Origin of the sequence: Pseudoalteromonas sp. MMG007, from assembly GCF_018100985.1 — a bacterium.
Lineage (GTDB): Bacteria > Pseudomonadota > Gammaproteobacteria > Enterobacterales > Alteromonadaceae > Pseudoalteromonas.
The window spans coordinates 741567-763666 of record NZ_JAGJEI010000001.1 but is presented as its reverse complement, the minus strand read 5'-3'; the positions used below and the strand labels follow the sequence as shown (position 1 = coordinate 763666).

At 38.6% G+C, this 22100-nt stretch carries 16 protein-coding genes and 1 tRNA gene; 3 read left to right on the top strand and 14 right to left on the bottom strand.

The features are described from left to right. The first annotated feature begins 17 nt into the window (after positions 1–17). Positions 18–617 (top strand): Yip1 family protein, encoded by a 600-nt coding sequence (locus tag J8L71_RS03635; RefSeq protein ID WP_210999302.1) that lies wholly within the window; start codon positions 18–20, stop codon positions 615–617. 102 nt (positions 618–719) lie between these two features. On the opposite strand, the gene purF is transcribed toward J8L71_RS03635, so the two are convergent. The 10 genes from purF to J8L71_RS03585 form a co-directional block, all read right to left on the bottom strand. Next, positions 720–2246, bottom strand: a complete 1527-nt coding sequence (gene purF, locus J8L71_RS03630; protein WP_210999301.1) for an amidophosphoribosyltransferase — start codon at positions 2244–2246, stop codon at positions 720–722. A gap of 18 nt (positions 2247–2264) precedes the next feature. Further along, positions 2265–2759 (bottom strand): CvpA family protein, encoded by a 495-nt coding sequence (locus tag J8L71_RS03625; protein ID WP_058548420.1) that lies wholly within the window; start codon positions 2757–2759, stop codon positions 2265–2267. Between the two features lie 196 nt (positions 2760–2955). Beyond that, the gene (locus J8L71_RS03620) at positions 2956–3597 is read right to left on the bottom strand and encodes an SPOR domain-containing protein (protein WP_210999300.1); all 642 of its coding nucleotides are present in this window, start codon (positions 3595–3597) and stop codon (positions 2956–2958) included. An 11-nt stretch (positions 3598–3608) separates the two neighbouring features. Further along, entirely contained in the window at positions 3609–4874 is a 1266-nt protein-coding gene (gene folC / locus J8L71_RS03615) for a bifunctional tetrahydrofolate synthase/dihydrofolate synthase (protein WP_210999299.1), read from the bottom strand. 25 nt (positions 4875–4899) lie between these two features. Next, positions 4900–5775 carry an acetyl-CoA carboxylase, carboxyltransferase subunit beta gene (gene accD, locus J8L71_RS03610; RefSeq protein WP_058548423.1) on the bottom strand — a complete coding sequence of 292 codons (876 nt, stop codon included), beginning with the start codon at positions 5773–5775 and terminating at the stop codon, positions 4900–4902. Between the two features lie 155 nt (positions 5776–5930). After that, positions 5931–6725, bottom strand: a complete 795-nt coding sequence (gene truA, locus J8L71_RS03605) for a tRNA pseudouridine(38-40) synthase TruA (protein ID WP_210999298.1) — start codon at positions 6723–6725, stop codon at positions 5931–5933. Positions 6726–6871: 146 nt separating this feature from the next. Beyond that, a complete protein-coding gene (locus tag J8L71_RS03600) occupies positions 6872–11575 on the bottom strand; it encodes a FimV/HubP family polar landmark protein (protein WP_210999297.1) in 4704 nt (1567 codons plus the stop codon). Between the two features lie 354 nt (positions 11576–11929). Further along, a complete protein-coding gene (locus tag J8L71_RS03595; RefSeq protein WP_104643041.1) occupies positions 11930–12946 on the bottom strand; it encodes an aspartate-semialdehyde dehydrogenase in 1017 nt (338 codons plus the stop codon). 45 nt (positions 12947–12991) lie between these two features. Continuing rightward, positions 12992–14113, bottom strand: a complete 1122-nt coding sequence (locus J8L71_RS03590; protein ID WP_210999296.1) for a 4-phosphoerythronate dehydrogenase — start codon at positions 14111–14113, stop codon at positions 12992–12994. A 153-nt stretch (positions 14114–14266) separates the two neighbouring features. Continuing rightward, complete coding sequence (locus J8L71_RS03585) at positions 14267–16489, bottom strand: TonB-dependent receptor (RefSeq protein ID WP_210999295.1); 2223 nt, start codon at positions 16487–16489, stop codon at positions 14267–14269. An 877-nt stretch (positions 16490–17366) separates the two neighbouring features. Between J8L71_RS03585 and J8L71_RS03580 the strand changes: the two genes are divergently transcribed. Further along, complete coding sequence (locus J8L71_RS03580) at positions 17367–18497, top strand: porin (protein WP_210999294.1); 1131 nt, start codon at positions 17367–17369, stop codon at positions 18495–18497. Positions 18498–18509: 12 nt separating this feature from the next. Further along, on the top strand, positions 18510–18917 hold the full coding sequence (locus J8L71_RS03575) for a phosphate ABC transporter substrate-binding protein (RefSeq protein WP_210999293.1): 408 nt from the start codon (positions 18510–18512) through the stop codon (positions 18915–18917). 62 nt (positions 18918–18979) lie between these two features. Here the strand turns inward: J8L71_RS03575 and J8L71_RS03570 are convergent, their stop codons facing one another. The 4 genes from J8L71_RS03570 to tpiA form a co-directional block, all read right to left on the bottom strand. Further along, positions 18980–20605: a methyl-accepting chemotaxis protein gene (locus J8L71_RS03570; protein WP_210999292.1), complete on the bottom strand. Its 1626-nt coding sequence runs from the start codon at positions 20603–20605 to the stop codon at positions 18980–18982. A 213-nt stretch (positions 20606–20818) separates the two neighbouring features. Then, positions 20819–20903, bottom strand: a tRNA-Leu gene (locus J8L71_RS03565). An 80-nt stretch (positions 20904–20983) separates the two neighbouring features. Next, positions 20984–21337: a preprotein translocase subunit SecG gene (gene secG, locus J8L71_RS03560; RefSeq protein ID WP_210999291.1), complete on the bottom strand. Its 354-nt coding sequence runs from the start codon at positions 21335–21337 to the stop codon at positions 20984–20986. A 1-nt stretch (position 21338) separates the two neighbouring features. Beyond that, positions 21339–22088 carry a triose-phosphate isomerase gene (gene tpiA / locus J8L71_RS03555; protein WP_210999290.1) on the bottom strand — a complete coding sequence of 250 codons (750 nt, stop codon included), beginning with the start codon at positions 22086–22088 and terminating at the stop codon, positions 21339–21341. Positions 22089–22100 lie beyond the last annotated feature (12 nt).

Sequence of the window (22100 nt, the reverse complement as noted above, 5' to 3'; positions counted from 1 at the left end):
TTTTATGGAGTACCGCTATGATACTGAATCACCTTTGGGGCATTTATGCCCACCCACTCGAAGAATGGCAAACAATAGATAACCGTCACGAAAGTTTAACTTACAGTTTATCGCATATACTGCTTATTGCTTTATTTCCCTCCATTATGGGGTATTACTCATCTGTATATTTAGGATGGAGTATAGGTACTGGTACCCCAGTTTTTTTAACTCATGATAGTGCCCTACTCATTGCTGCTGCGATGTACGTTGCATTAATTGCAGGTGTTTTTGCACTTGCCTATTTAGCCCATTGGATGGCTATAACGTTTGGCGCTAAACCAACATTTACTCAAACATTAGAGCTTGCAGCTTATACAGCAACCCCTGTATTTATGTCAGCGCTTGGCGCATTTTGGCCTGAGCTTTGGTTTGTGGTATGTGTAGGAATACTAGCTTTGGCTTACTCTGTTTATTTACTATATACAGGAGTGCCTATTTTGATGCACATACCTCAAGAACGGGGATTTATTTACGCAAGCTCAGTGGTGACCTGTGGATTGATTCTGCTGGTAATAATTTTAGCAATAACAGCAATGCTTTGGACAAATGGGATTGTAAGCCCGATGTTCACATAACCCAATCAATATGTGTTGTTTGATAGAAGTGTTCCCTTCTTTCCTTCGCAAAAAAGGAGCTATTTAGCTCCTTTTTTTATACCTGATGATTCAAATCATACATTAATCAGATTCATTTTCATCTTGGTTATGAATTTCTAAATTAGCAGACATAGCGTTTTCGCGTGTGCTTTTTGCTGAGTCATTTCTTAATTTATCTATTCTGTTTAAGTAATCCTGATCTATATCGCCAGTGATGTATTGGCCATCAAAAACAGATGTTTCGAACTTTGTAATTTCAGGATTTTCTTGACTTACTGCGGCGATTAAATCGTTTAATGACTGGAAAATCAAACCATCTGCGCTAATGCTCGTATTAATATCTTCTACTTCACGGCCATGAGCAATAAGCTCAGCTGCCGATGGCATATCAATACCATACACATTAGGGAAGCGAATTTCAGGTGCTGCCGATGCAAAGTATACGTTTTTAGCGCCCGATTCACGTGCCATTTCAACAATTTGTGCCGATGTAGTACCACGTACTATTGAGTCATCAACTAAAAGTACATTTTTACCTTTAAATTCACGGTCAATAGCGTTTAGTTTTTGGCGCACTGATTTTTTGCGCATTTCTTGGCCTGGCATGATAAACGTACGACCAATATAACGGTTTTTTACAAAACCTTGGCGATAAGGTAAATCAAGCACACGAGCGATTTCTAGTGCCACATCACACGATGTTTCAGGGATTGGAATAACTACATCAATGTCTTTATCAGCCCATTCTCGCGCAATTTTTTCACCTAGCTTAGTCCCCATATTTACACGTGTTGCATAAACAGACATGCGATCAATAGTAGAGTCAGGACGAGCAAAATAAACAAATTCAAAAATACACGGAGAATATGAAACACTTTCTGCACAGCCTAACGAATGAAACTCACCCGACTCTGTAACATAAATAGCTTCACCAGGTGCTACATCACGAATAAATTCAAAGCCATCTGGTTTTAACGCAACGCTTTCTGAGGCGAACATGTACTCAGTGCCTTTTTCAGTCTCACGTTTACCAAATACTAATGGGCGAATGCCGTTCGGATCACGAAAAGCAACAATGCCGTGGCCGATAATCATTGCAATTGCTGCATAACCACCACTTACTTTGTTGTTTACTTCGGTCACTGCTGTAAAAATATCTTCAGGATCTAAATGTAATTTATCAGACTTACTTAGCTCATGTGCCATGATGTTAAGTAAAATCTCTGAATCAGACGTTGTATTTACATGACGACGCGCTTCTGAGAATAGCTGCTCTTTTAGCGCTTCAGCATTAGTTAGGTTGCCGTTATGAGCAAGAGCAATACCAAATGGTGAGTTAACATAAAAAGGCTGTGCTTCAGACGAACTAGAAGAACCTGCAGTTGGATAACGCACATGGCCAATACCAATTGTACCTTGTAGTCGCTTCATATGACGGGTGTGAAATGCATCTTTCACAAGTCCATTTGCTTTGCGTAAGCTAAACGTATTGTTTTCTATGGTAATAATGCCCGCGGCATCTTGGCCTCGGTGCTGCAAAACGGTTAAGCCATCATATAACGCCTGATTTACAGGAGACGTTCCGACTATTCCAACGATACCACACATGTAATTTATCCTCGCCGATTAACGGTTTACTGAATTTAGAAAGCTAGAGTTGTTTTCGAGGTACGAAAAGAACCATTCAACAACAAAGCCAAATTCTGGAATCAAAATAGAATTGCCCCACCAGTGCGTGCTAGGTGCACCAGTAAAAGCATCAAGAAAGAAGAGTAACGCGCTCACGACCAACACGCCTCGTAGAGCACCAAACACTATGCCAAAAACACGGTCGGTACCCGATAAACCAGTACGATGTACAAGCTCACCTAAAATATAGTTTAGTAAACCGCCTAACAGTAGCGTCGCAAAGAATAATATGGCTATGGCCGCCGCATTTCTTAAAAGGGGTTCAGAAATGGTTGTTAGGAAGGAAGCTAAATATTGGTAAAATAAACTAGAGATGATAAAGGCGCCAGCCCATACCGCTAATGACATTGCTTCTTTTACAAAGCCGCGTATTAAACCGATGATGGTAGACAGTGCAATGATGCCAAGAATGGCGTAATCAACCCAGATCATAAGAACCAATTAGTCGCTAATTTGGGGCGCATTCTATACCCAAACATCGTTTATATGCAAGTTTAAACGGGAGATAACCATGTTGACATTAATACAAATATTTAACATATAAAAATACACACAAAGTGCAATGAAGCATTAAAAAAAATAATTGTCTAAAAATAAAAAAGGCTCATTAAATGAGCCTTTTAAAATATTATTTTGTCACTTCGTATTGAGTCACTTTACCATTTAGTTTGGTAAGCTTTTTCAGCTCAGGGAGCTGTTTTTGTAGCTCTGCTTTATTAAGCGATGGCCCAACAAATACTTTTGTGAGTGTGCCATTCGGGGTTTTTATAGGCTTAGTAAATGTTTTAAAACCTTGAGCCTTTAATTTAGCCTGAAGCGCTTTAACATTAGCAACATGAGAAAAGCTACCTAGTTGGATAACATAGGCCATACTCGTCAAGTTTTCATCACTTTTACGAGGCGCAATCGGCTTCGCTTTAACAGGCGTAACTTTTTTAACTTTTGGCTGCTCTTTTGGCTCTATAGTCGCTTCTACAAGCTTGGGCTGCTGCGCATAATCGCTCTCTGTAGCCTCTGGTTGCTGCTTTAAAATATTATCATCGGCGGTTATATCTTCTATTTCATCTGGCTTTAGCGGCTCTGCATCAGCTACTTTGTCGTCGATTGATTGTTGAAGATCGATTGTTTTGAACTCAGGGCTATCTGGAATAGCTTTGAAGCCTTCTTTATAGTGTACTTTTTCGCCATCTAGAATATTAGGGATAAACACAATTGCTGCGATCACCACTATACTCGTTCCGACTAAGCGATTAATAAAACCTGAGTTCACCGATACCCTCTCTATTTTTTAAAGTAATTAATAGCGCCAGCGACTGTAAAAAAAGAACCAAATACAATCAAAACAGTGTCGTTTTTTTGTTTTGGTAAAATTTCATTTAGGGCTTCTGCAACGCTACCGTAACTGTGTATGTTATTAGCCACAGAGATACTTTGAAGTGCGTTATTTAAGTTTTCTGCGCTATCTCCGCGCGGTCCTCCCAAACTCGCTACCGACCACTGAGTAACTAAATGGCTTACTTCTTTAAGTACACCTGCTTTATCTTTATCAGCAAGCATAGCGGCTAATGCATGAATTTTAAAGCCTTTATCTACGTAGCTTGATAACTTATTAGCTAAATAACGAGCAGATTCCGGATTATGAGCCACATCAGTAAAAACCAAAGGCACTTCATTTAGTTGTTGAAAACGACCTTCAACAACTAAGTTAGCTAAGCACTGCTTAATTACTTGCTCTGTGGGTAGTAGGTTTAAAACACTTAACGTTGTTAAAGCAGTTGCCGCATTTTGACTTGGAATTGCAGGTTTATCTAACTCTAAATCAGACTCTTTATACTGCCAGGTAAAACTGTGTGTATGTTCTTTAAAAATAAAATCACTGCCCGATACAACCATATTGGCATTAATTTCATCGCCGTAATCGGTCATGGTGTGAGGTATATTTAAATCACCTATAATTGCGGGCGTGTTTTCACGAAAGATACCTGCTTTATCGTAAGCGACTAGCTCTCGGGTATCGCCTAAGTATTCTTTATGGTCTAAATCTATTGTAGTGATAACGCTGGCAAATGGTGTCACTATATTTGTTGCGTCGTAACGTCCACCTAAACCGACTTCAAGCAACACATAATCAACTTGGCAGCGTTTAAATATAGCAAGAGCACCTAAAGTGCCATATTCAAAATAAGTAAGCTGTGTGTCTTTACGCCCTTGTTCTAACAAATGAAATGCATCTACATGATATTGATCATCAAGTTCTTGAGCATTTATGCGAACTCGTTCGTTATAGCGTATTAAGTGAGGTGAGGCGTATGTGCCAACAGAAAAGCCTTGAGCAAGTAATAAAGACTCTAAACAACGCGCTGTTGTGCCTTTGCCATTTGTGCCTGCAATTAAAATAATTTTGCTAGGGGAGTTTAAAAGACCAATGTTATTGGCAACACTTGCGACGCGTTCAAGGCCCATTTCTATATTGGCCGGATGAACACTTTCTAAATAACAAAGCCAATCATCAAGGCTTGATGATTGGCTAGGGATTGTTTTTGTCATAGCGTGTAATCAGTAAAGCTGAAATTTACGCTACTCTATGCTCTTGTTCAGTAGAAGGCAAGTTCATAAATTTAGCTAAAATACGCGCTAAGGTATCGCGCATTTCACGGCGGTCGATAATCATATCAATTGCACCGTGTTCTAGTAAAAATTCACTACGCTGGAAACCCTCTGGTAGCGTTTCACGAACAGTTTGCTCAATAACACGAGGGCCCGCAAAACCAATTAAAGCCTTTGGCTCTGCAACGTTAATGTCGCCTAGCATTGCTAACGATGCTGATACGCCGCCCATAGTCGGGTCAGTCATTACAGAAATAAACGGTAAACCTTTTTCGCTCATTTTAGCAAGCGCGGCACTTGTTTTAGCCATTTGCATAAGCGACATTAGCGCTTCTTGCATACGTGCTCCACCTGAGGCCGAAAAACAAATAAGCGGCATGTTATGCTCTAAACATTCATCTACAGCGTCTACAAAGCGTGCACCTACCACAGATGCCATAGAGCCACCCATGAACGAAAATTCAAAGGCTACAGCGGCTATAGGTACGCCTTTTAAGCGCCCTTTCATGGCAACTAGTGCGTCTTTTTCACCACTTGCTTTTTGAGCTGCGCTAATACGGTCTGAGTACTTTTTAGAATCTTTAAACTTGAGTATATCTTTAGGTTCATGTTGTGTACCAAGCTCAACACGATCAGCTTCATCTAAAAAGCTTTCAAGGCGCTTACGGCCACTTACACGCATGTGGTGAGCACATTTAGGACATACATTTAATGACTTTTCTAACTCAGCTTTATATAAAATTGAGTCACATGATGTACATTTAGCCCAAACACCTTCTGGGATTTCTTTACGACCTGATGATTTTGTCGTTTTTGGTAAGATTTTTTCTAGCCAACTCATTTGCAACTCTCTTAATGCTGTTCTGTGTCGCGAGCCTGCAAGTAATAACTCACAGACAAATTTTTTCAATTAAAACATGAATTACACTAACACGGTATAAAAAACTGGTCTTAGTAGTTGCTGCTACTTAGTAAATAGCTAAAAGCCGATGCTGATTAAATATCAACATCAGGCAAAAATAAAGGCCCTAATGGCGTTTTAGGTACATTAAATTGTTCAGGGTAGTCAACATCAACTAAATATAAACCTGCGGCTTTTGCAGTGGCGCTGGCTTTTGCTCGCTCTTTAACATCTAAAAGCTCTTTTAGCCATACAGGCTCATGCTTGTGCAAACCAATATCCATAAGGCAACCAGTAATATTACGCACCATATGATGTAAAAAAGCATTCGCTTTTATATCTATAATAACGTAATCACCTTGGCGCTGTACCGATAAGTGATGAATGGTACGTGTTGCCGTATTTGCTTGGCAATGCAACGCTCTAAAAGAGGTAAAGTCGTGCTCACCTATTAAATGCTGGCAAGCTTGCTGCATTTTAGTTTCATCTAAATGATGATGAAAGTGTGTAACACCTTCGTTTAATACAGCTCCACGAAACGGATAATTATAAATAACATAACGATAACGACGAGCGGTTGCACTAAAGCGAGCATGAAAGTCATCAGAAACTGGCTGAGCAAAGCGAATAGCGATATCTTTAGGCATTAACGTATTCATGCCTAAAGTAAATGCAACCATATCGCGCTGAGCATCAGTATCAAAATGTATTACTTGACCTGTTCCATGAACGCCAGCATCTGTGCGCCCTGCACAGGTAACTTCTACAGGATGATTACAAATACGCGACAACGCCTTTTCAACTTCTTGTTGTACACTATTTACATGTGATTGACGCTGCCAGCCACTGTAACGTGCGCCATTGTATTCAACTCCAAGTGCTACTCGCATAATTACTGCTTTACCTACTGTACTAATGAGCGGGGCATTTTATGCTATCTCGCGATGCAATAAAAGCCAGTGTGTTGTGATCCAATAAATACCTACAAAAAAACCGCAATAAATTCCTTATTGCGGCTTTTATAGCGTCTAAAAAACTACTTTAGTTTTGCTTTTAAACTAAGTGCTTCTTCTTGGACATCCTCAGGACCTTTGTCGATAACCTCTTCAATCACGTTTAATGCAGAGTCAAAGTCGTCAATTTCAATGTATGCACGAGCAAGGTCTAGCTTGGCAGAGTACCCACCGCTTTCTGCATCCACATCCGTTGGATTATCACCGGCTAACAGTGCGTCAAACTCACTTAAGCCTACATCCATATTTACATCGTTATAGGGTTCGTGCTCAAGTTCAGCATCATCACTTTGTTCAAGCAACGAGTCTATATCAACGAAAGCATCCTCAACGGAGGTATCTACTTCATTACTATGCGCGTTTTGAGGTTTATCCTCGCTTGAAGTTTCGCCTAAGTCTTCACTTAATAAGCTATTAAAATCAACATCAAAATCACTGCTATCATCAACATTTAGCTCTTCTGGCTGTACTAATTCATTTAGTAATGAATCAAAGTCAGTTTGCGTTAAATCAGCCATAAACTCTTCATCGAGTTCATCATCTGATATAACACTGTTTCCATCAGTGCTATCCGTTTGCGTTAATTGAGCTTCTCGCTCTGCATTTGTTTGCTGTGTTAACTCATCAGTAAAGGCTTGTTCGAGTAAACTATCGTCTGTTTCTTGTGTTAGAACATCATCTGAATTTTCTGGTTCAGCATGCAGCTCATCTGTAATTTCTGGGTTATCAGATTCAGCTAAAGCTTCGCTATCAAGCTCTAACTCATTTAAAGACTCTAAATCGTCGTCAAAATCAGAGAAGTCGTTTTCAATTAATAGTTCATCATCAAAGTCGTCATCTAAAGAATCTAAATCAACATCTTTAGAAAGCGCATTTGCTAAATCTTGCTCAGTTTGGCTTGCCGACAATGGTGTATATTTAGTTGTGTCAACATCATCTAGCAGTTCAGAATTATTTGATTCCTCATTTTCTAAAGATGAGTGAGCGCTCTCTGAATCTGGTTGTTCAGGTAATCCTATATCTTCAAGTGAGCTATCAATACTTTCATTTTCTAATTCGCTTTGATGTAATTCATCGTTTAATAAATCTTCCTGCTCTTTTGTATCAACATCAAATGCTTGCTCATTATCAGAGGCTAACTCAGTAAAATCATTATCTATTAAAAGCTCATCATCAAAATCATCTTCTAGGCTATCTAGGTCAACGTCACCAATTAATGAACTAGCTAAGTCTTGTTCAGCCTGACTTGGCGACATGCCTTTAGCATCGCCGTCCAAAGAATCTCCTTGTAGCTCCTCAGGAACAAACGAAGGTTCGTCTTCGATAGGTTGTGAATCATCCAATTCTAGTTCAGGGTATTCATCAAGCTCTTCACTAGGAGTTACTAATTCATCTTCCTGGCTTTCATCATCTTGCGTCAGATCAGCTTCATCAGCCGCAAGTGGATCGTCACCTAGGTCGACTTCAATCTCTTCCAAGTCATCATCAAGCTCGTCTAAAGACCAATCCGGCGTTTCTACGTAATCATCATCTGTTGCTTGTTGTAACTCATTTAAAAGTTCATCGACGCTTTTTAGTGTATCGTCTGTGTATTCTTCAAGCGCATCCTCTGGATCTAAAAGTGATGGTGATGTATCAGTAAAATCATCCGCAGATTCAGACTCTTCTTCAAGTTCTGGTTCTTCTTCAAGTTCTGGTTCTTCTAAAGGCTCAGGCTCTTCTATAAGCTCAGGCTCTTCTTCAAGTTCCGGCTCTTCTATAAGCTCCGGTTCTTCTTTAAGTTCTGGTTCTTCTAAAAGCTCAGGCTCTTCTTCAAGTTCCGGTTCTTCTATAAGCTCAGGCTCTTCTTCAAGTTCTGGTTCTTCTAAAAGTTCTGGTTCTTCTAAAAGCTCAGGCTCTTCTAAAAGCTCTAGCTCTTCTTCAAGTTCAGGCTCTTCTATAAGCTCCGGTTCTTCTTCAAGTTCTGGTTCTTCTAAAAGTTCAGGCTCTTCTAAAAGCTCTAGCTCTTCTTCAAGCTCCGGTTCTTCTACATGTTCTGTTTCTTTAAGTTCCGGTTCTTCTATAAGCTCCGGTTCTTCTTCAAGTTCTGGTTCTTCTAAAAATTCAGGCTCTTCTTCAAGTTCAGGCTCTTCTAAAAGCCCAGGCTCTTCTTCAAGTTCAGGCTCTTCTAAAAGCTCAGGCTCTTCTTCAAGTTCCGGCTCTTCTATAAGCTCCGGTTCTTCTTTAAGTTCTGGTTCTTCTAAAAGTTCAGGCTCTTCTAAAAGCTCTAGCTCTTCTTCAAGTTCAGGCTCTTCTATAAGCTCCGGTTCTTCTATAAGCTCAGGCTCTTCTTCAAGTTCTGGTTCTTCTAAAAGTTCAGGCTCTTCTTCAAGCTCCGCTTCTTCTAAAAGCTCAGGCTCTTCTTCAAGTTCTGGCTCTTCGTTTAATGTAGAAGCTAAAGATTCAATATCATCAATATCTAACTCTTCTTGGGCATCAGCTAAATCCTCTGCAGAATCTGCTAACGCACTATCAATTTTAGAATCTCTTGAACCTTGCTCGTCTAATTGATTATCTATGAGACTGTCTATATCGTCTAAGTCAAAATCATCACTTGTGTCTAGTGAGTCACCTTCTTCAAGTAGCTCATTCTCTTCAAGTAAATCGCCGTCTAGTAAATCATTATCAGTACTTGTAGGCCCGTTTGCTTCATCGATTAGGCTATCTATATCGTCTAAATCAAAATTATCGCTTGTGTCTAATGACTCACCTTCTTCAAGTAGCTCATTTTCTTCAGGTAAATCCTCGTCTACTGAACCTCCATCGATACTTGTAGGCTCGTTTGCTTCATCAATTAGGCTGTCTATATCGTCTAAATCAAAATCATCGCTTATATCTAATGACTTATTTTCTTCAAGTAAATCTTTGTCTAATGAATCCTCATCAGTACTTGTAGGCTCGTTTGCTTCATCAATTAGGTCATCTATATCGTCTAAATCAAAATCATTGTTTATCTCTAATGACTCACTTTCTTCATGTAGCTTATTTTTTTCAGGTAAATCCGCGTCTAATGAATCTTCATCGGTATTTGTAGACTCGTTTGCTTCATCGATTAGGCTGTCTATATCGTCTAAATCAAAATCATCATTTGCTTCTAGTAACTCGTCTTCTTCAAGTAAATCCTCTCCTAATGAATCCTCATCAGTACTTTCAGGCTCGTTTGCTTCATCAATTAGGCTATCTATATCGTCTAAATCAAAGTCGTCATTTGCTTGAGGTCCATCAAAAGCCTTATTCTCGCCATCTAGGCTATTTGATGTTTGATCAAGTAAATCATCAATATCAAAATCATCCTCACCAGCTAACTCTTCACTCAATGCAGCCATTTCATCATGAGAATCTAAGCTATCATCTTCTAATGCTTCACTTTTTGCCTCTTCATCAAACTCCGGTAAGCTATCGTCGTCGTCAAATAAACTATCTAAATCATCGTTTGTTAAAATCTCATCATTATTTACAGGTTCATCTGTTAAATCTAAATCAATATCTTTTATACTATTGTCTGAGCTTTGGTCAAACCCTTGCTGCATAAAAATATCTAGGTCATCGTCACTTGTATTTTCATCATCAAAAACAATATCATCACTTAACAAGCTTTCTAATTCGTCTTGATCGAGTAAATTTTCCCCTTCAGAAAAATCATCTAAACTACCATCATCTAGATCGTCGTCAGGCAACATGCCATTGTCGAGATCATCAAGCTGCACACTTAAATCATCTAGTGGGTCTGGTACTATTGGATCATCATCTAAGCTTGCGGTGATATCTTCGTCGTCAGTATAAGCCGGTGTTTGCGGTAAAAAATCATCATCGTTTTGAGTTTCTTCTTGGGTTCCAGCACGTTTTCGTAAAAACATCATCACAGCAAAAATGATCAGTAACCCTGGAATAAACATTAATAAGCCGAGCACTATTGGGTTTGAAAATAACGAATTAAAATCAAATGACTCTTCTGGTTTTATTACTTTTTCTTTTTGTTGTGCAATGATCTCATTTTGTTTAACAATAAGTTCTTTTAATTGCTTTTGGATCTCGCTGTCTTGCCCTAACTGTAATCGGACATTTTCAAGCTCTTTTGAAATTCCTGACAATTGCTTTTTGAGCTGATTATTTTCAACTAAAATCTCTTCAACGTTGCTTACAGAGTTTTTAAATTGCTCTTGTAAAGCCACTAATTTAGTGCTTTGCTCTGTTTTTATTTCGTTTAATTCTTTTTGAATCTCTTTTTTAGCATCATCTACGTCTATTTTACGAGCTTGTGTAACTTTTGTTTGTGCTGACGTGATTTCGCTTTGCGTAAGCGTGCCATTTTTTTTCTTTTCCCATAAACCATCATCTTGCTCAGAACGTTGTTTGGCAAGTTGTGGGTCGACACTTCTGATCTCAGCTAAAGTAGGTATTTTTAAAAAAGCACCACTTTGCATGTGGTTAAGGTTTTGTTCTAAAAAGGAGTTTGGATTTTTGTTATACAAGGCTTGCATAACTTGATAAATACTAACTGAGTTATCGGGGCGTACTTTTGCGGCAATACGCCAAAGAGTATCGGTTGGTTTTATTGGCCCAATTGATCGCCCTTGCGCACCATAGTCAGCGCCTTTTGGCCCCTTTAATTGGGTACTGTCTTGAGAGTAAAGCGGAGTTACTACCAATGCAGACGCTAATATAATAAGTGAAGCTAAACCGCGCATGCTGATCCTTTAATATATAATGCTACGTAACTATCTATCTTTGTAACTACGTAAACACTGATTATTCTTGCCGTTACCAACCAAATGGTTGATTCTAATTTATTATTACAATCTATTTTTGTTGCAAGCTCTATTCCAGTTACAAACTATAAACCAGTTGCGGCCTAATATCCATTGCAACGCTTTGAAAATAAATACCTTAAAACTTTTTTCGTAATTCTATTTTAATCAGAAAGATCAAGGTGTTTAGTTTATTAACAAACTAAAGCGGCAATATTTTGGCATCCTAAAAACAAAAGCGGCAAACTATAAAAGTCTGCCGCTTATATTAACCTCTTTATTAATTACTCATTTTTATAGATAATTTGCAATTAACTCTTCTGCAATCTGAACGCTATTAGTTGCTGCGCCTTTGCGAGTGTTATCACTTACAACCCACATATTTAAACCATGGGGATGTGAAATATCGGCGCGTAATCGCCCAATATAAACTGTATCGTTGCCGCTTGCATCAGATACTGCAGTTGGGTAATCACCTTCATCATCGATTAGCTCAACACCAGGTGCATCGTTTAATAATTGCTTTACGTGCTCAAAATCGTAAGGCATGCGTGTTTCTATGTTAATAGACTCAGAATGACCGAAAAATACAGGTACTCGCACACATGTAGGATTAACTGCAATAGTCGTATCACCTAAAATTTTATGTGTTTCGTTAACCATTTTCATTTCTTCGCGGGTATAGCCGTTATCTTCAAAACTATCTATTTGTGGAATGACGTTAAATGCTATTTGTTTTGGGAATATTTCGTTTTCCATAGGGCGAGCATTCATTAAATTGGCTGTTTGTTTGGCAAGTTCATCTACCGCTTCTTTACCTGCACCCGACACAGCTTGGTATGTCGATACATTTACTCGGTCAATTCCATAAGCATCATATATCGGTTTAAGTGCCAGCATCATTTGGATGGTTGAGCAGTTAGGATTGGCTATAATATTTTTGTTTCTAAAGTCAGCTAAGCTTGAAGCATTTACCTCAGGTACTATAAGCGGTACTTCAAAGTCATTTCTAAAGTGTGATGTGTTGTCGATAACGACACATCCAGCCTCTGCTGCAATAGGTGCATATTTTTCTGACACACTGCCGCCAGCTGAAAATAAACCAATATGTGCTTGGCTAAAGTCAAAGCCTTCAACGTCTAGTACTTCTATGGTTTCACCACGAAACTTTATGTCTTCACCAGCACTTCGACTACTAGCAAGTAAAAAAAGTTGATCCACTGGAAACTTACGATCTTCAAGTGTTTCTATGATCTGACGGCCTACTAAACCAGTAGCACCAAGTACGGCAACGTTATATTTTTGCGACATATTTTTTCCTCTATTAGCGGTGTTAAAACAACACCGCAGATTAAATTAGTTTGCTGCTGTAAAGCCTAGCTGATTCAACTTTGACATTAGATCTGGTGCTGCTTGCACTTCTAACGTACTGAATTCACGCCTTACTGGATAGTTTTTACGTAGGCTATCAAACCCATCTTTAGCTAAGTGACGAAGTAAAATGCCGTCATCGCGGCGAACATCGTAAATTAAGTGTACTAAGCGCGCTATGTCTTCGTCTTCAAAGCTCGGTTGTAAAGTTGCTTGAGTAATTACAGGCTCAGGTAGAAAATCATCGAGTGATTTAACGCCCTTAACATTTTTTAGTTCGCATAATGCTTGATATAACATTTGCGTACCTCGGGCTTTCCCTTCAAGGGTGTGCCCGGCAATATGCACACTGGCATAGCGAACATGATCAAGCAATGGTGTTAATATGGCTGGTTCGTTTTCCCATACATCTAACACTAAATCTAGGTCTGCACCTTGCTCCATTACTTTTAGTAATGCTTGATTATCAATAACTTCACCTCTACAAGCATTAATTAAAATTAACCCAGGTTTAAGTGCTTTTAAACGTGTTTGATCTATCAAATGAAGCGTTTTATGTTTACCAGTTTTGATTAGCGGAACATGTAAAGTAACAACATCGCTTTTAGCCAATAACTCATCAAGTTCTATGTGCTCTTTTAGTAAGCCTTGCTCATGTTTTATTGGATCACATAGTAAAACATTAACGTTTAGCGCTTTTAGTTTATCAGCTAGACAGCTGCCTATATTACCAACGCCTACAATACCTATTGTTTTACCGCTAAGTGGCTGTGCATTTTCTTGACTTAAAGCATATAAACTACTGATTACATATTCAGCAACAGCGATAGCATTGCAACCTGGGGCACTACTAAATGCAATATTTTTATCGCTTAGTAAATGAGTGTCTATATGATCTACACCAATGGTTGCTGTACCAACAAAGCTCAGCTTATTAGCACACGCTAAAAGCGCAGTATCTACTTTTGTAACAGAACGAGTGAGTAGTACATCTACATCAATTAATTGTTCTGGTGTTAATTTGCGGCCATCAAAGCGTTTAACCTCACCAAAGTCTGCAAAGTACTGCTCAACTAAAGGCATATTTTGATCGGCAAGAATTTTCATCAGAGGACTCGTTTGCAATTAAGAGGCGCTATTGTAACGAACAATTTAGCCTATACACAAACTAAAAAGGCCGAATCAAAAGCTGATTCGGCCTATATTACAAAATAAAATAGTCGTATTCGTAAGTTACATACTTTTTAAAAATATTTTAGCTTATAACTCAAAATCTTTTTTGAATTTTAAGCCAAACTCACTACGGTCATTACTGCGCATAACACCAACAAAACCAGATTGTTGTAAACGACCGACATCGTAAACTTCGTTCAATACGTTTTCACCGTATATCGTAACTTCCATGTCGCCGTAAGGGTTCGTATAAGATACATTAAAACCAACTAACTCACGTGAGTCTATAGTTTCACTTTCGTTGTAAACCGATTGTCCTTGCATATCACTACGATATGAATAGTTAGCGTTAAAGGCAACTGTTGCGCCGCTGTCTAAATCCATAAAGTATGAAGGTGCAATCATAACAGTCCAACGAGGTGTAAGTGCTGGTGAATCACCTTTGCCAATCCCTTGAACGCCTGCATCGACGTCTGTAATTTCAGAGTCTAAGTAACCAACGGCACTACGAATGGTAAAGTCGTCTGTTATTGCAACCGTTGTTTCAAGCTCAATACCTTGCGCTTTAGACTGGCCTGCATTTTCTACAATTGTTACGAAGCCACCACCTGCGGTAGGATCTGAAAATGGCAATGCTAAGTCGGTGTAGTCAGTTACGAATACCGCTAGCATCATAGATACATTTTCATGTACTTGCCCTTTTAAGCCCATTTCGTAGTTAACCGCTTTAGTTTCATCAAATGATACAAACTGATCCGGTCCACCGAATGGGCGCGGAGGGAAACCACCTGTTTGATAACCTTTTTGTATTTGACCATACACATTCATGTTATTACTGATTTGGTAAGATGCATTTACATCCCATGTTACAGCGTCAAATTCAGCGCTTACATATTTGCGCTCTGCAAATGTAGGGAAGATAGCGTCTGCATCTTTTTCATCTTTTGAGTAGCGCAGGCCGCCACCAATACTTAAATCATCGGTTAAGTCGTAACTTGTATTAAAATAAACTGCGTATGAATTAGTTTCTTGGTTAATTTCAAAGTCGCCATAACTACCAAACGAAGGAGTTACACCATCGTTTAATAACCCATTAGGCGTATTAAACGGGCTAAATACAAATGGGCCTGAACGCGTAAATCCATCTTCATTAAAGAAATAAAGGCCTGATACAAAATCCATATTATCGTAGGTAGCATTGAGTTGAATTTCAAACGAGTATTGGTCAGCTCCGCCCTCTTCTGGGAACTCAGATAAATTAAGTGGTGAGGCATCATCATCTAGACCGCCTTCATATTCAGAAGTACGGTAGCTTGAAATAAACTTAGCTGTATATGTGTCATCAATTGCCCAATCAGCAGTAAATGACGACCCCCAACCTGAATAAGATGTAGACTCAATACCAGCAACAGTAGTACCCAAATCATCAGGGTCTGACGGGATCATGTCTTGTGTAAGTAGTGGAAAGTCACCATTGAATACATCGTTTGCATCTAGCGGCTCAGTTAATTCAATAGTGTAAGGCGATTGACCTGACTCGTTATCAACTCCATCTAAAGAGAAAGTAAATGCTAAATCGCTACTCGCTTGCCACTTAAGGGCAACACGACCACTAAATTCTTCTTCCTCACCAATTTCTTTCTCAGGATTTGCTAAATTAACAGCTTCACCAACACCATCACGTGTTTTGTATGATGCACTAGCCGACATGCTTAGCTCATCATTTAGTGAGTTATTAAAATAAACATCGCCGGCAATACGTCCGCGGCTACCAATTTTTGCCGAAGTAGTCACAATGCCTTCATCGCCCGGTTGCTTAGTAATTACATTTACCGCGCCACCTAATGTGTTACGACCATATAGCGTACCTTGTGGGCCACGTAAAACCTCAACACGCTCAACATTAGGTAGTGATAGGTTTGAGCCCATTTGACGACCTAAATAAACGCCATCTAAATAAACGCCTACACCAGGATCTGTAGTGATAATATGATCTTGCAGACCAATACCACGAATAAATACAGACGCATGTGCTGCATTACCAACACCATAGCGGGTGATATTTAAGTTTGGAACATATTTACCAATATCTTCAAGGTTACTCATATTAGCTTTATCAATAAGGTTTGCCCCAATTGATGTAATAGCGGTTGGAGATTCAAATAAGCTCTCTGTGCGTTTACGAGCAGTAACTTCGATTTTTTCAAACGCGTCTTGTTTTGCTGTTGTTTTAGCTTCTTCAGCATTTACTGAGGCAGATAGTGCAGCGACAATTGCTAGGCTTAACTGTGAGAGTGTGCGTAGTTTCAAAATATTCTCCAAAGGATATCGTGTGATTTGTTATGCATCTATATTTATATTAAAAAGATATAAATTTTAGGCATAAAAAAAGATGCGTGATGGCACCTTTCCTCTGGAAGGACATTATATGACAATATTGTGAATAAACGCACACTTTTTTTAATAAATTGAAAAACATTCAAACCTTAGTAGGATTATTAGGTTTCTCAAAATAAAGTGGTTTGATATATAGAAAACGATCACACCTTGTAATTAAAGTTAAAATACAAAACTTTCAAAGTATAACAAAACAACATTTTATTGTGCTCAATAAGTACACAAAAAAATAAAGCTTCGTCATTGAAATTAACAGTAATAGGAATGTAGTACCAAGGCGCAGTCTAACGATAGAATAATATGAGCATAGCAAGCAAATCAAACTGACAGTGATGAAGCAAATGTTAGCCAACTAACTGCAATCTACACTACCGTCATTAACATGCAAAGAAACTAAGGTGTTAAGCTTATTCTACTCTGGTTTGCGTTCCAATGCCAAAGCAGAGCATTGTTTATAGATGAAGCGACAGTCCGCATCCACTTGTATAAGATTCATAAAAAATTGTAGTTAAAATAAGTAGCAGGCATTGCTTCGGTGTAAAGAAGACTTGAGTAAAGTAAATAGCTAAAAAACATTTAATGAGTCTTATTAATTAAATATAAAAGTTACTACAATACGAATCATATAATTTAATTTAAAGTACCTTAGCAAACACCCACCCCGACACAAAACCTATAAGGCTGTCAATAAATATATTTTCACTAACTTGCTAAGTTTATTAGATAAAAACTAAATTCACTTCTATAATCCTATTGAAATCAACATCCAGATAACAAATAGGAAATACATATGAATAAGTTATCAATTGCAGTAGCTGTATGTGCAGCACTTGCTTCAAGTTATGCAAGCGCTGAAGTGCGTATTAACGGCTTTGCATCAATTGTAGGCGGTAAGAGTCTAGACAGTGATCAAACTCTATACGGGTACGATGATGACATCTCGTTTAAAAACGAAAGTAAGTTTGCTTTACAATTATCAGCCGATCTTCAAGAAAAGTTAACCGCAACGGCACAAATAATTGCACGTGGCGAAGACGATTTTGACGCTACATTCGAATGGGCATACGTAACTTATGAATACAGTGATGAACTGCAATTCAGCGCTGGTAAAATGCGTGTTCCGTTTTATAAATATTCAGACTTTTTAGATGTAGGTTATGCTTATCGCTGGGTACGCCCGCCTAAATCTGTATACGGGATCCCATTTTCAACTTATGAAGGCCTTAGTGTAGTTTATAATACTCAAATTGGAGACTGGGACTCGACTTTACAAGGCTTCTATGGCGGTTTTGACGGTGATATAGATGTATTTGGAAATGATCTACCTGCAGAATTAAATAATTTAGGCGGTTTAAACTGGAACTTGTCATATGACTGGTTTAGTGCGCGCGCAGCCTACATTGTTGCAGATACAAGCATCTACTCTGATGATATTAATCTATTAGGACTAATTGATGTACTTAATAACAGTGGCTTAAGCGACACAGCCAATGACTTAATTACAGAAGAAGATAGTACAACATTTATCGGTGTTGGTTTCTCAATTGACTATGAAAACATCCTATTTGATGCCGAATATACGCAGTTTGAAGTTGAAGAAAGTCTTTTAGCTGAACAAAAACAATTCTATGCTTCTCTAGGCTACCGCCTTGACGATGTAATTGTACATTTTACCTTTGAAGAAAATGATGATGAACATAAATCATCACGCTTTGATACTATCGAAAGCATTCCATCTTTAAATAGTGTTGTAAACTTAGCATTAGAGGGCATTCGTGCACAAAGCAATGTATATACAATCGGTGCTCGTTATGACTTTCATCCGTCTGCTGCATTTAAGATTGACTTTAGTCGCTTCAAAGATGACGTAGCAGATACTGAGACGGATGTTGTAGCCGTTGGTATTGATTTAGTATTTTAACTGGAGCGAAAAATGAAAAAATTAATTCTAGCTAGTGCACTTTCTATCTGTTCGTTCAGTGCTTTTGCTGAAGTTGCCGTGATTGTAAATCCTGGCAATTCAAATGCAATTGATGCAGACACTATAAAGAAAGTTTACTTGGGTAAAGCTAAATCATTTGCGAATGGTAACAAGGTGACCCCTGTAACTCAAAACGGTACTGCGGTAGCCGATGAGTTCAACACTAAAGTAGTGGGTAAGTCGAGTAGCCAATTAAATGCTTACTGGTCTAAGTTAGTATTTACTGGCAAAGGCACACCGCCTGAGAAACTAGATACTGACCAAGCTGTCGTTGATTTTGTAGCTGCTAATGGCGACTCTATTGGCTATATTGATAGCAGTAAAGTTACTGATAAAGTTAAAGTAGTTGCTACTTTTTAACTAATACAATCAATAAAAAAACCACCGAAAGGTGGTTTTTTTATAACTAAACTTCAGCGACTTTACTCAATTTTAAATTTCGCAGTGGCATCTAGCAGGTTATCAGAAAGGTAATGAAGGTTTTTAGCCACATCCCTAACAGCAGTCAGAGAATCCATTGTATCTTCAAACGATACATGCATATTTGTTACGTTTTCTACCACCATTGCAGCAACTGATGTTTGCTCTTCTGTGGCTGCAGCAATTTGTGAGTTCATTCCGTTTATTTCTAACATTTGCTCCGCAATTTTCTCTATAGAAATACCTGTTTTTTCAGCTGCTGTGGCATTATCTGTAGCCATATCTCTAGCAGATGTCATTGCAGTCACTGATTCGTTAGCCGCTTCAGTTAAAGTAGTCAACAGTTCTCGGATCTCATTTGTGGAGTGAGCGGTACGCGATGCAAGCTCTCTCACTTCATCAGCAACAACAGCAAAGCCTCGGCCATGCTCACCAGCACGAGCTGCCTCAATCGCAGCATTAAGTGCCAGTAAATTTGTTTGCTCGGCTATTGATGTAATAACATTTAGTATTTGCGATACGTTTTTTGTGTCGTCTGCTAATTTATTAATCGTTGTAGCTGCGTGGTTAATCTCATCACTTAACGTACGAGAAGCCGTTACTGATGTTTGTACTTGGGTTCGACTTTGCTCAACTTCTTTCTCTGCCGTTTGCGCAGCATGAGAAGCACTGGCAGCTGATTGAGATATATCCCCAACACTTTGCTTCATCTCTTCCATCGATTGCTTCACAATTTCAGCATCAGTGGTTTGCTTGGTCGTTGCACGTTCAGCTTGTTCCATCCCTTGAACTAAGCGTGTAGAATTTTCCATTAACGGCTCGCAAACCGCTATTATTTCTAATACTGTTTTTTTCAATATACCGATAAAAGAATTAAAGTTTATAGATACTTGACCTATTTCATCTTCAGAGTTGACTGTTAATTTAGTACTTAATGAGCCTTTACCAGTTGCCAATAAACTTAAATTATTCGCCGCATCGCTTGCTGAAGAAGCAATTCGCTTAGCTATCCAAATAGCCATAAAGAGCAATAAAATAAGCGATACAATAGAAACAACTAACATTAATGTAAGCGCGTAATCAGAGCGGTCTTTAGTACTTGCAACAAGCTCAAAAAAACGATCATCTGCTTTTACTTGTGCTGACTTAAACTTTTCGAGAACATCATTGTAAAGCGCTGTTTTTCTCTGTGCTTGTTGTTGAATTTTACTAAAGTCTGCTGTCCCATTGACCATTCCATTAGCTATGGTCGCTGATATTTTTTCATAATTTGCGAGTTGCTCTTTAGTGTCACTATGAATGTAAGACGCATTAATTTTTTCTATCGCAATAATATTTAATTTGAGTTGATTATATGTGTCGGATGCTTTCTCCACTAAATCCTGCTCACCAAACGTTACCGCTTGAGTGTAAAGTTCATCTAGCTTCTCTAAAATGCTAACGTTAGCTGATGTTAACTTAACAACTTGATAGGATGATTTTTCCATTTCATTTAATGCAATTCGATTATCATTCATTGCAAAATAGTTAATCAGCACAATCACTAAAAATGCAACGACGGCAATACTCGTAATTGCATGTATTTTTTTACTTATGCTAAGATTTTGAAAAGAGAAGCCTGAAGCCATTGTAAATACCTTATTTTATTGTCTAAATCTATTATCGGCTTATTACTTATAAGTGTTAACTAAATTTGTAATATTTCTAGTTTTTTTTTATAAATAATTCAAAATTTTAAGCCACTAGCCGTTTCACAACAACAACAGCAGCACAAATAACAACCAATATGGATTTCAGGTATAAAAAAACCAGTAACATTATTGCTACTGGTTTCTATAATTTGGTGCGGATGGGGGGACTTGAACCCCCACGCCCTAAAGCACTACCCCCTCAAGGTAGCGTGTCTACCAATTCCACCACATCCGCATTTTAAGCTTTCGCTTGAGTGTTAAACTTAATGACTTATTTGAGGTTTATAAATCGTTTAACGTTAACTTTACACTAATTTAGTTTGGTACGTCAGAGCTTTGCTCTTTAGTAACTGAAACTGGAACATCTTCTTCAGCAGGTAATACTGTTTCTGCTGCAGGTGCTGCTTCAAGATTTTCCCACTCGTCGGTCTTTTTAATTTGACCCGCAGTAAGATTACCTAAAACAATACTCAATACAAAAAATACTGTTGCCAAGCTGGTTGTTGTTTTAGTCATGAAGTTACCTGCACCTGACGAGCCAAAAACAGTGCCAGAAGCACCAGCGCCAAATGAAGAACCCATATCTGCACCTTTACCTTGCTGGATTAAAACCATACCAACTAAAGCTAAAGCAACAACTAAATAAATTACTAATAAAATTTCGTACATTTTACACAGTTCCTTTTGCACTGTTACAGATTGCAGTAAATGAATCTGCTTTAAGACTAGCGCCGCCAATTAGACCGCCGTCTATATCTGTTTGTGCAAATAATAATTCGCTATTTTTTTCGTTAACGCTACCACCATACAAGATGGTAAGCCCTTGTGCTAAATCGCTGTCTAGTGACGCAATTTTATCGCGTATAAATTTATGAACAGCTTGTGCCTGTTCCGGCGTTGCAGTCTTACCTGTGCCTATGGCCCAAACGGGCTCGTATGCTATCACAGAATCTTTCAGTGCTGCTACACCTAATTTTTTAATTACTGCATCAATTTGAGCAGCAACTACGTGTTCGGTTTGACCGTTTTCTTGCTCACTTTCACTTTCACCAATACACAAGATGGGTGTTAAACCTACCTCTTGTGCTCTAGCAAATTTATTAGCTACGGTTGCATTGCTCTCGTTATAAATACTACGGCGCTCAGAGTGACCTACAAGTACATATTGTGCACCTAAGTCTTTAACAAGCTGCGCATCTACTTCACCAGTAAAAGCACCTGGCGTATTTTCTGAAACAGTTTGTGTTCCGGTCGCGACTCCACTTGCAATCATTGCTGATATTAGAGGGAAAGGAGGAAATAAAACAATGTCCATCTTTTGAAATTCTACATTGTTAATAGCATCAGACATTTGCTTAACTAGCTCTAAAGAGCCATTCATTTTCCAATTGCCCGCGACCATCGCATTGCGTGTTGCCATTCTTCCACTCCA

Coding starts and splice junctions, on each gene's coding strand:
- J8L71_RS03635 (WP_210999302.1), top strand. CDS start 18: ATGATACTGAATCACCTTTGGGGCATTTATGCCCACCCACTCGAAGAA.
- tpiA (WP_210999290.1), bottom strand. CDS start 22,088: ATGGCAACACGCAATGCGATGGTCGCGGGCAATTGGAAAATGAATGGC.
- J8L71_RS03625 (WP_058548420.1), bottom strand. CDS start 2,759: ATGATCTGGGTTGATTACGCCATTCTTGGCATCATTGCACTGTCTACC.
- purF (WP_210999301.1), bottom strand. CDS start 2,246: ATGTGTGGTATCGTTGGAATAGTCGGAACGTCTCCTGTAAATCAGGCG.
- J8L71_RS03575 (WP_210999293.1), top strand. CDS start 18,510: ATGAAAAAATTAATTCTAGCTAGTGCACTTTCTATCTGTTCGTTCAGT.
- folC (WP_210999299.1), bottom strand. CDS start 4,874: ATGACAAAAACAATCCCTAGCCAATCATCAAGCCTTGATGATTGGCTT.
- accD (WP_058548423.1), bottom strand. CDS start 5,775: ATGAGTTGGCTAGAAAAAATCTTACCAAAAACGACAAAATCATCAGGT.
- J8L71_RS03570 (WP_210999292.1), bottom strand. CDS start 20,605: ATGGCTTCAGGCTTCTCTTTTCAAAATCTTAGCATAAGTAAAAAAATA.
- J8L71_RS03590 (WP_210999296.1), bottom strand. CDS start 14,113: ATGAAAATTCTTGCCGATCAAAATATGCCTTTAGTTGAGCAGTACTTT.
- J8L71_RS03595 (WP_104643041.1), bottom strand. CDS start 12,946: ATGTCGCAAAAATATAACGTTGCCGTACTTGGTGCTACTGGTTTAGTA.
- truA (WP_210999298.1), bottom strand. CDS start 6,725: ATGCGAGTAGCACTTGGAGTTGAATACAATGGCGCACGTTACAGTGGC.
- secG (WP_210999291.1), bottom strand. CDS start 21,337: ATGTACGAAATTTTATTAGTAATTTATTTAGTTGTTGCTTTAGCTTTA.
- J8L71_RS03600 (WP_210999297.1), bottom strand. CDS start 11,575: ATGCGCGGTTTAGCTTCACTTATTATATTAGCGTCTGCATTGGTAGTA.
- J8L71_RS03580 (WP_210999294.1), top strand. CDS start 17,367: ATGAATAAGTTATCAATTGCAGTAGCTGTATGTGCAGCACTTGCTTCA.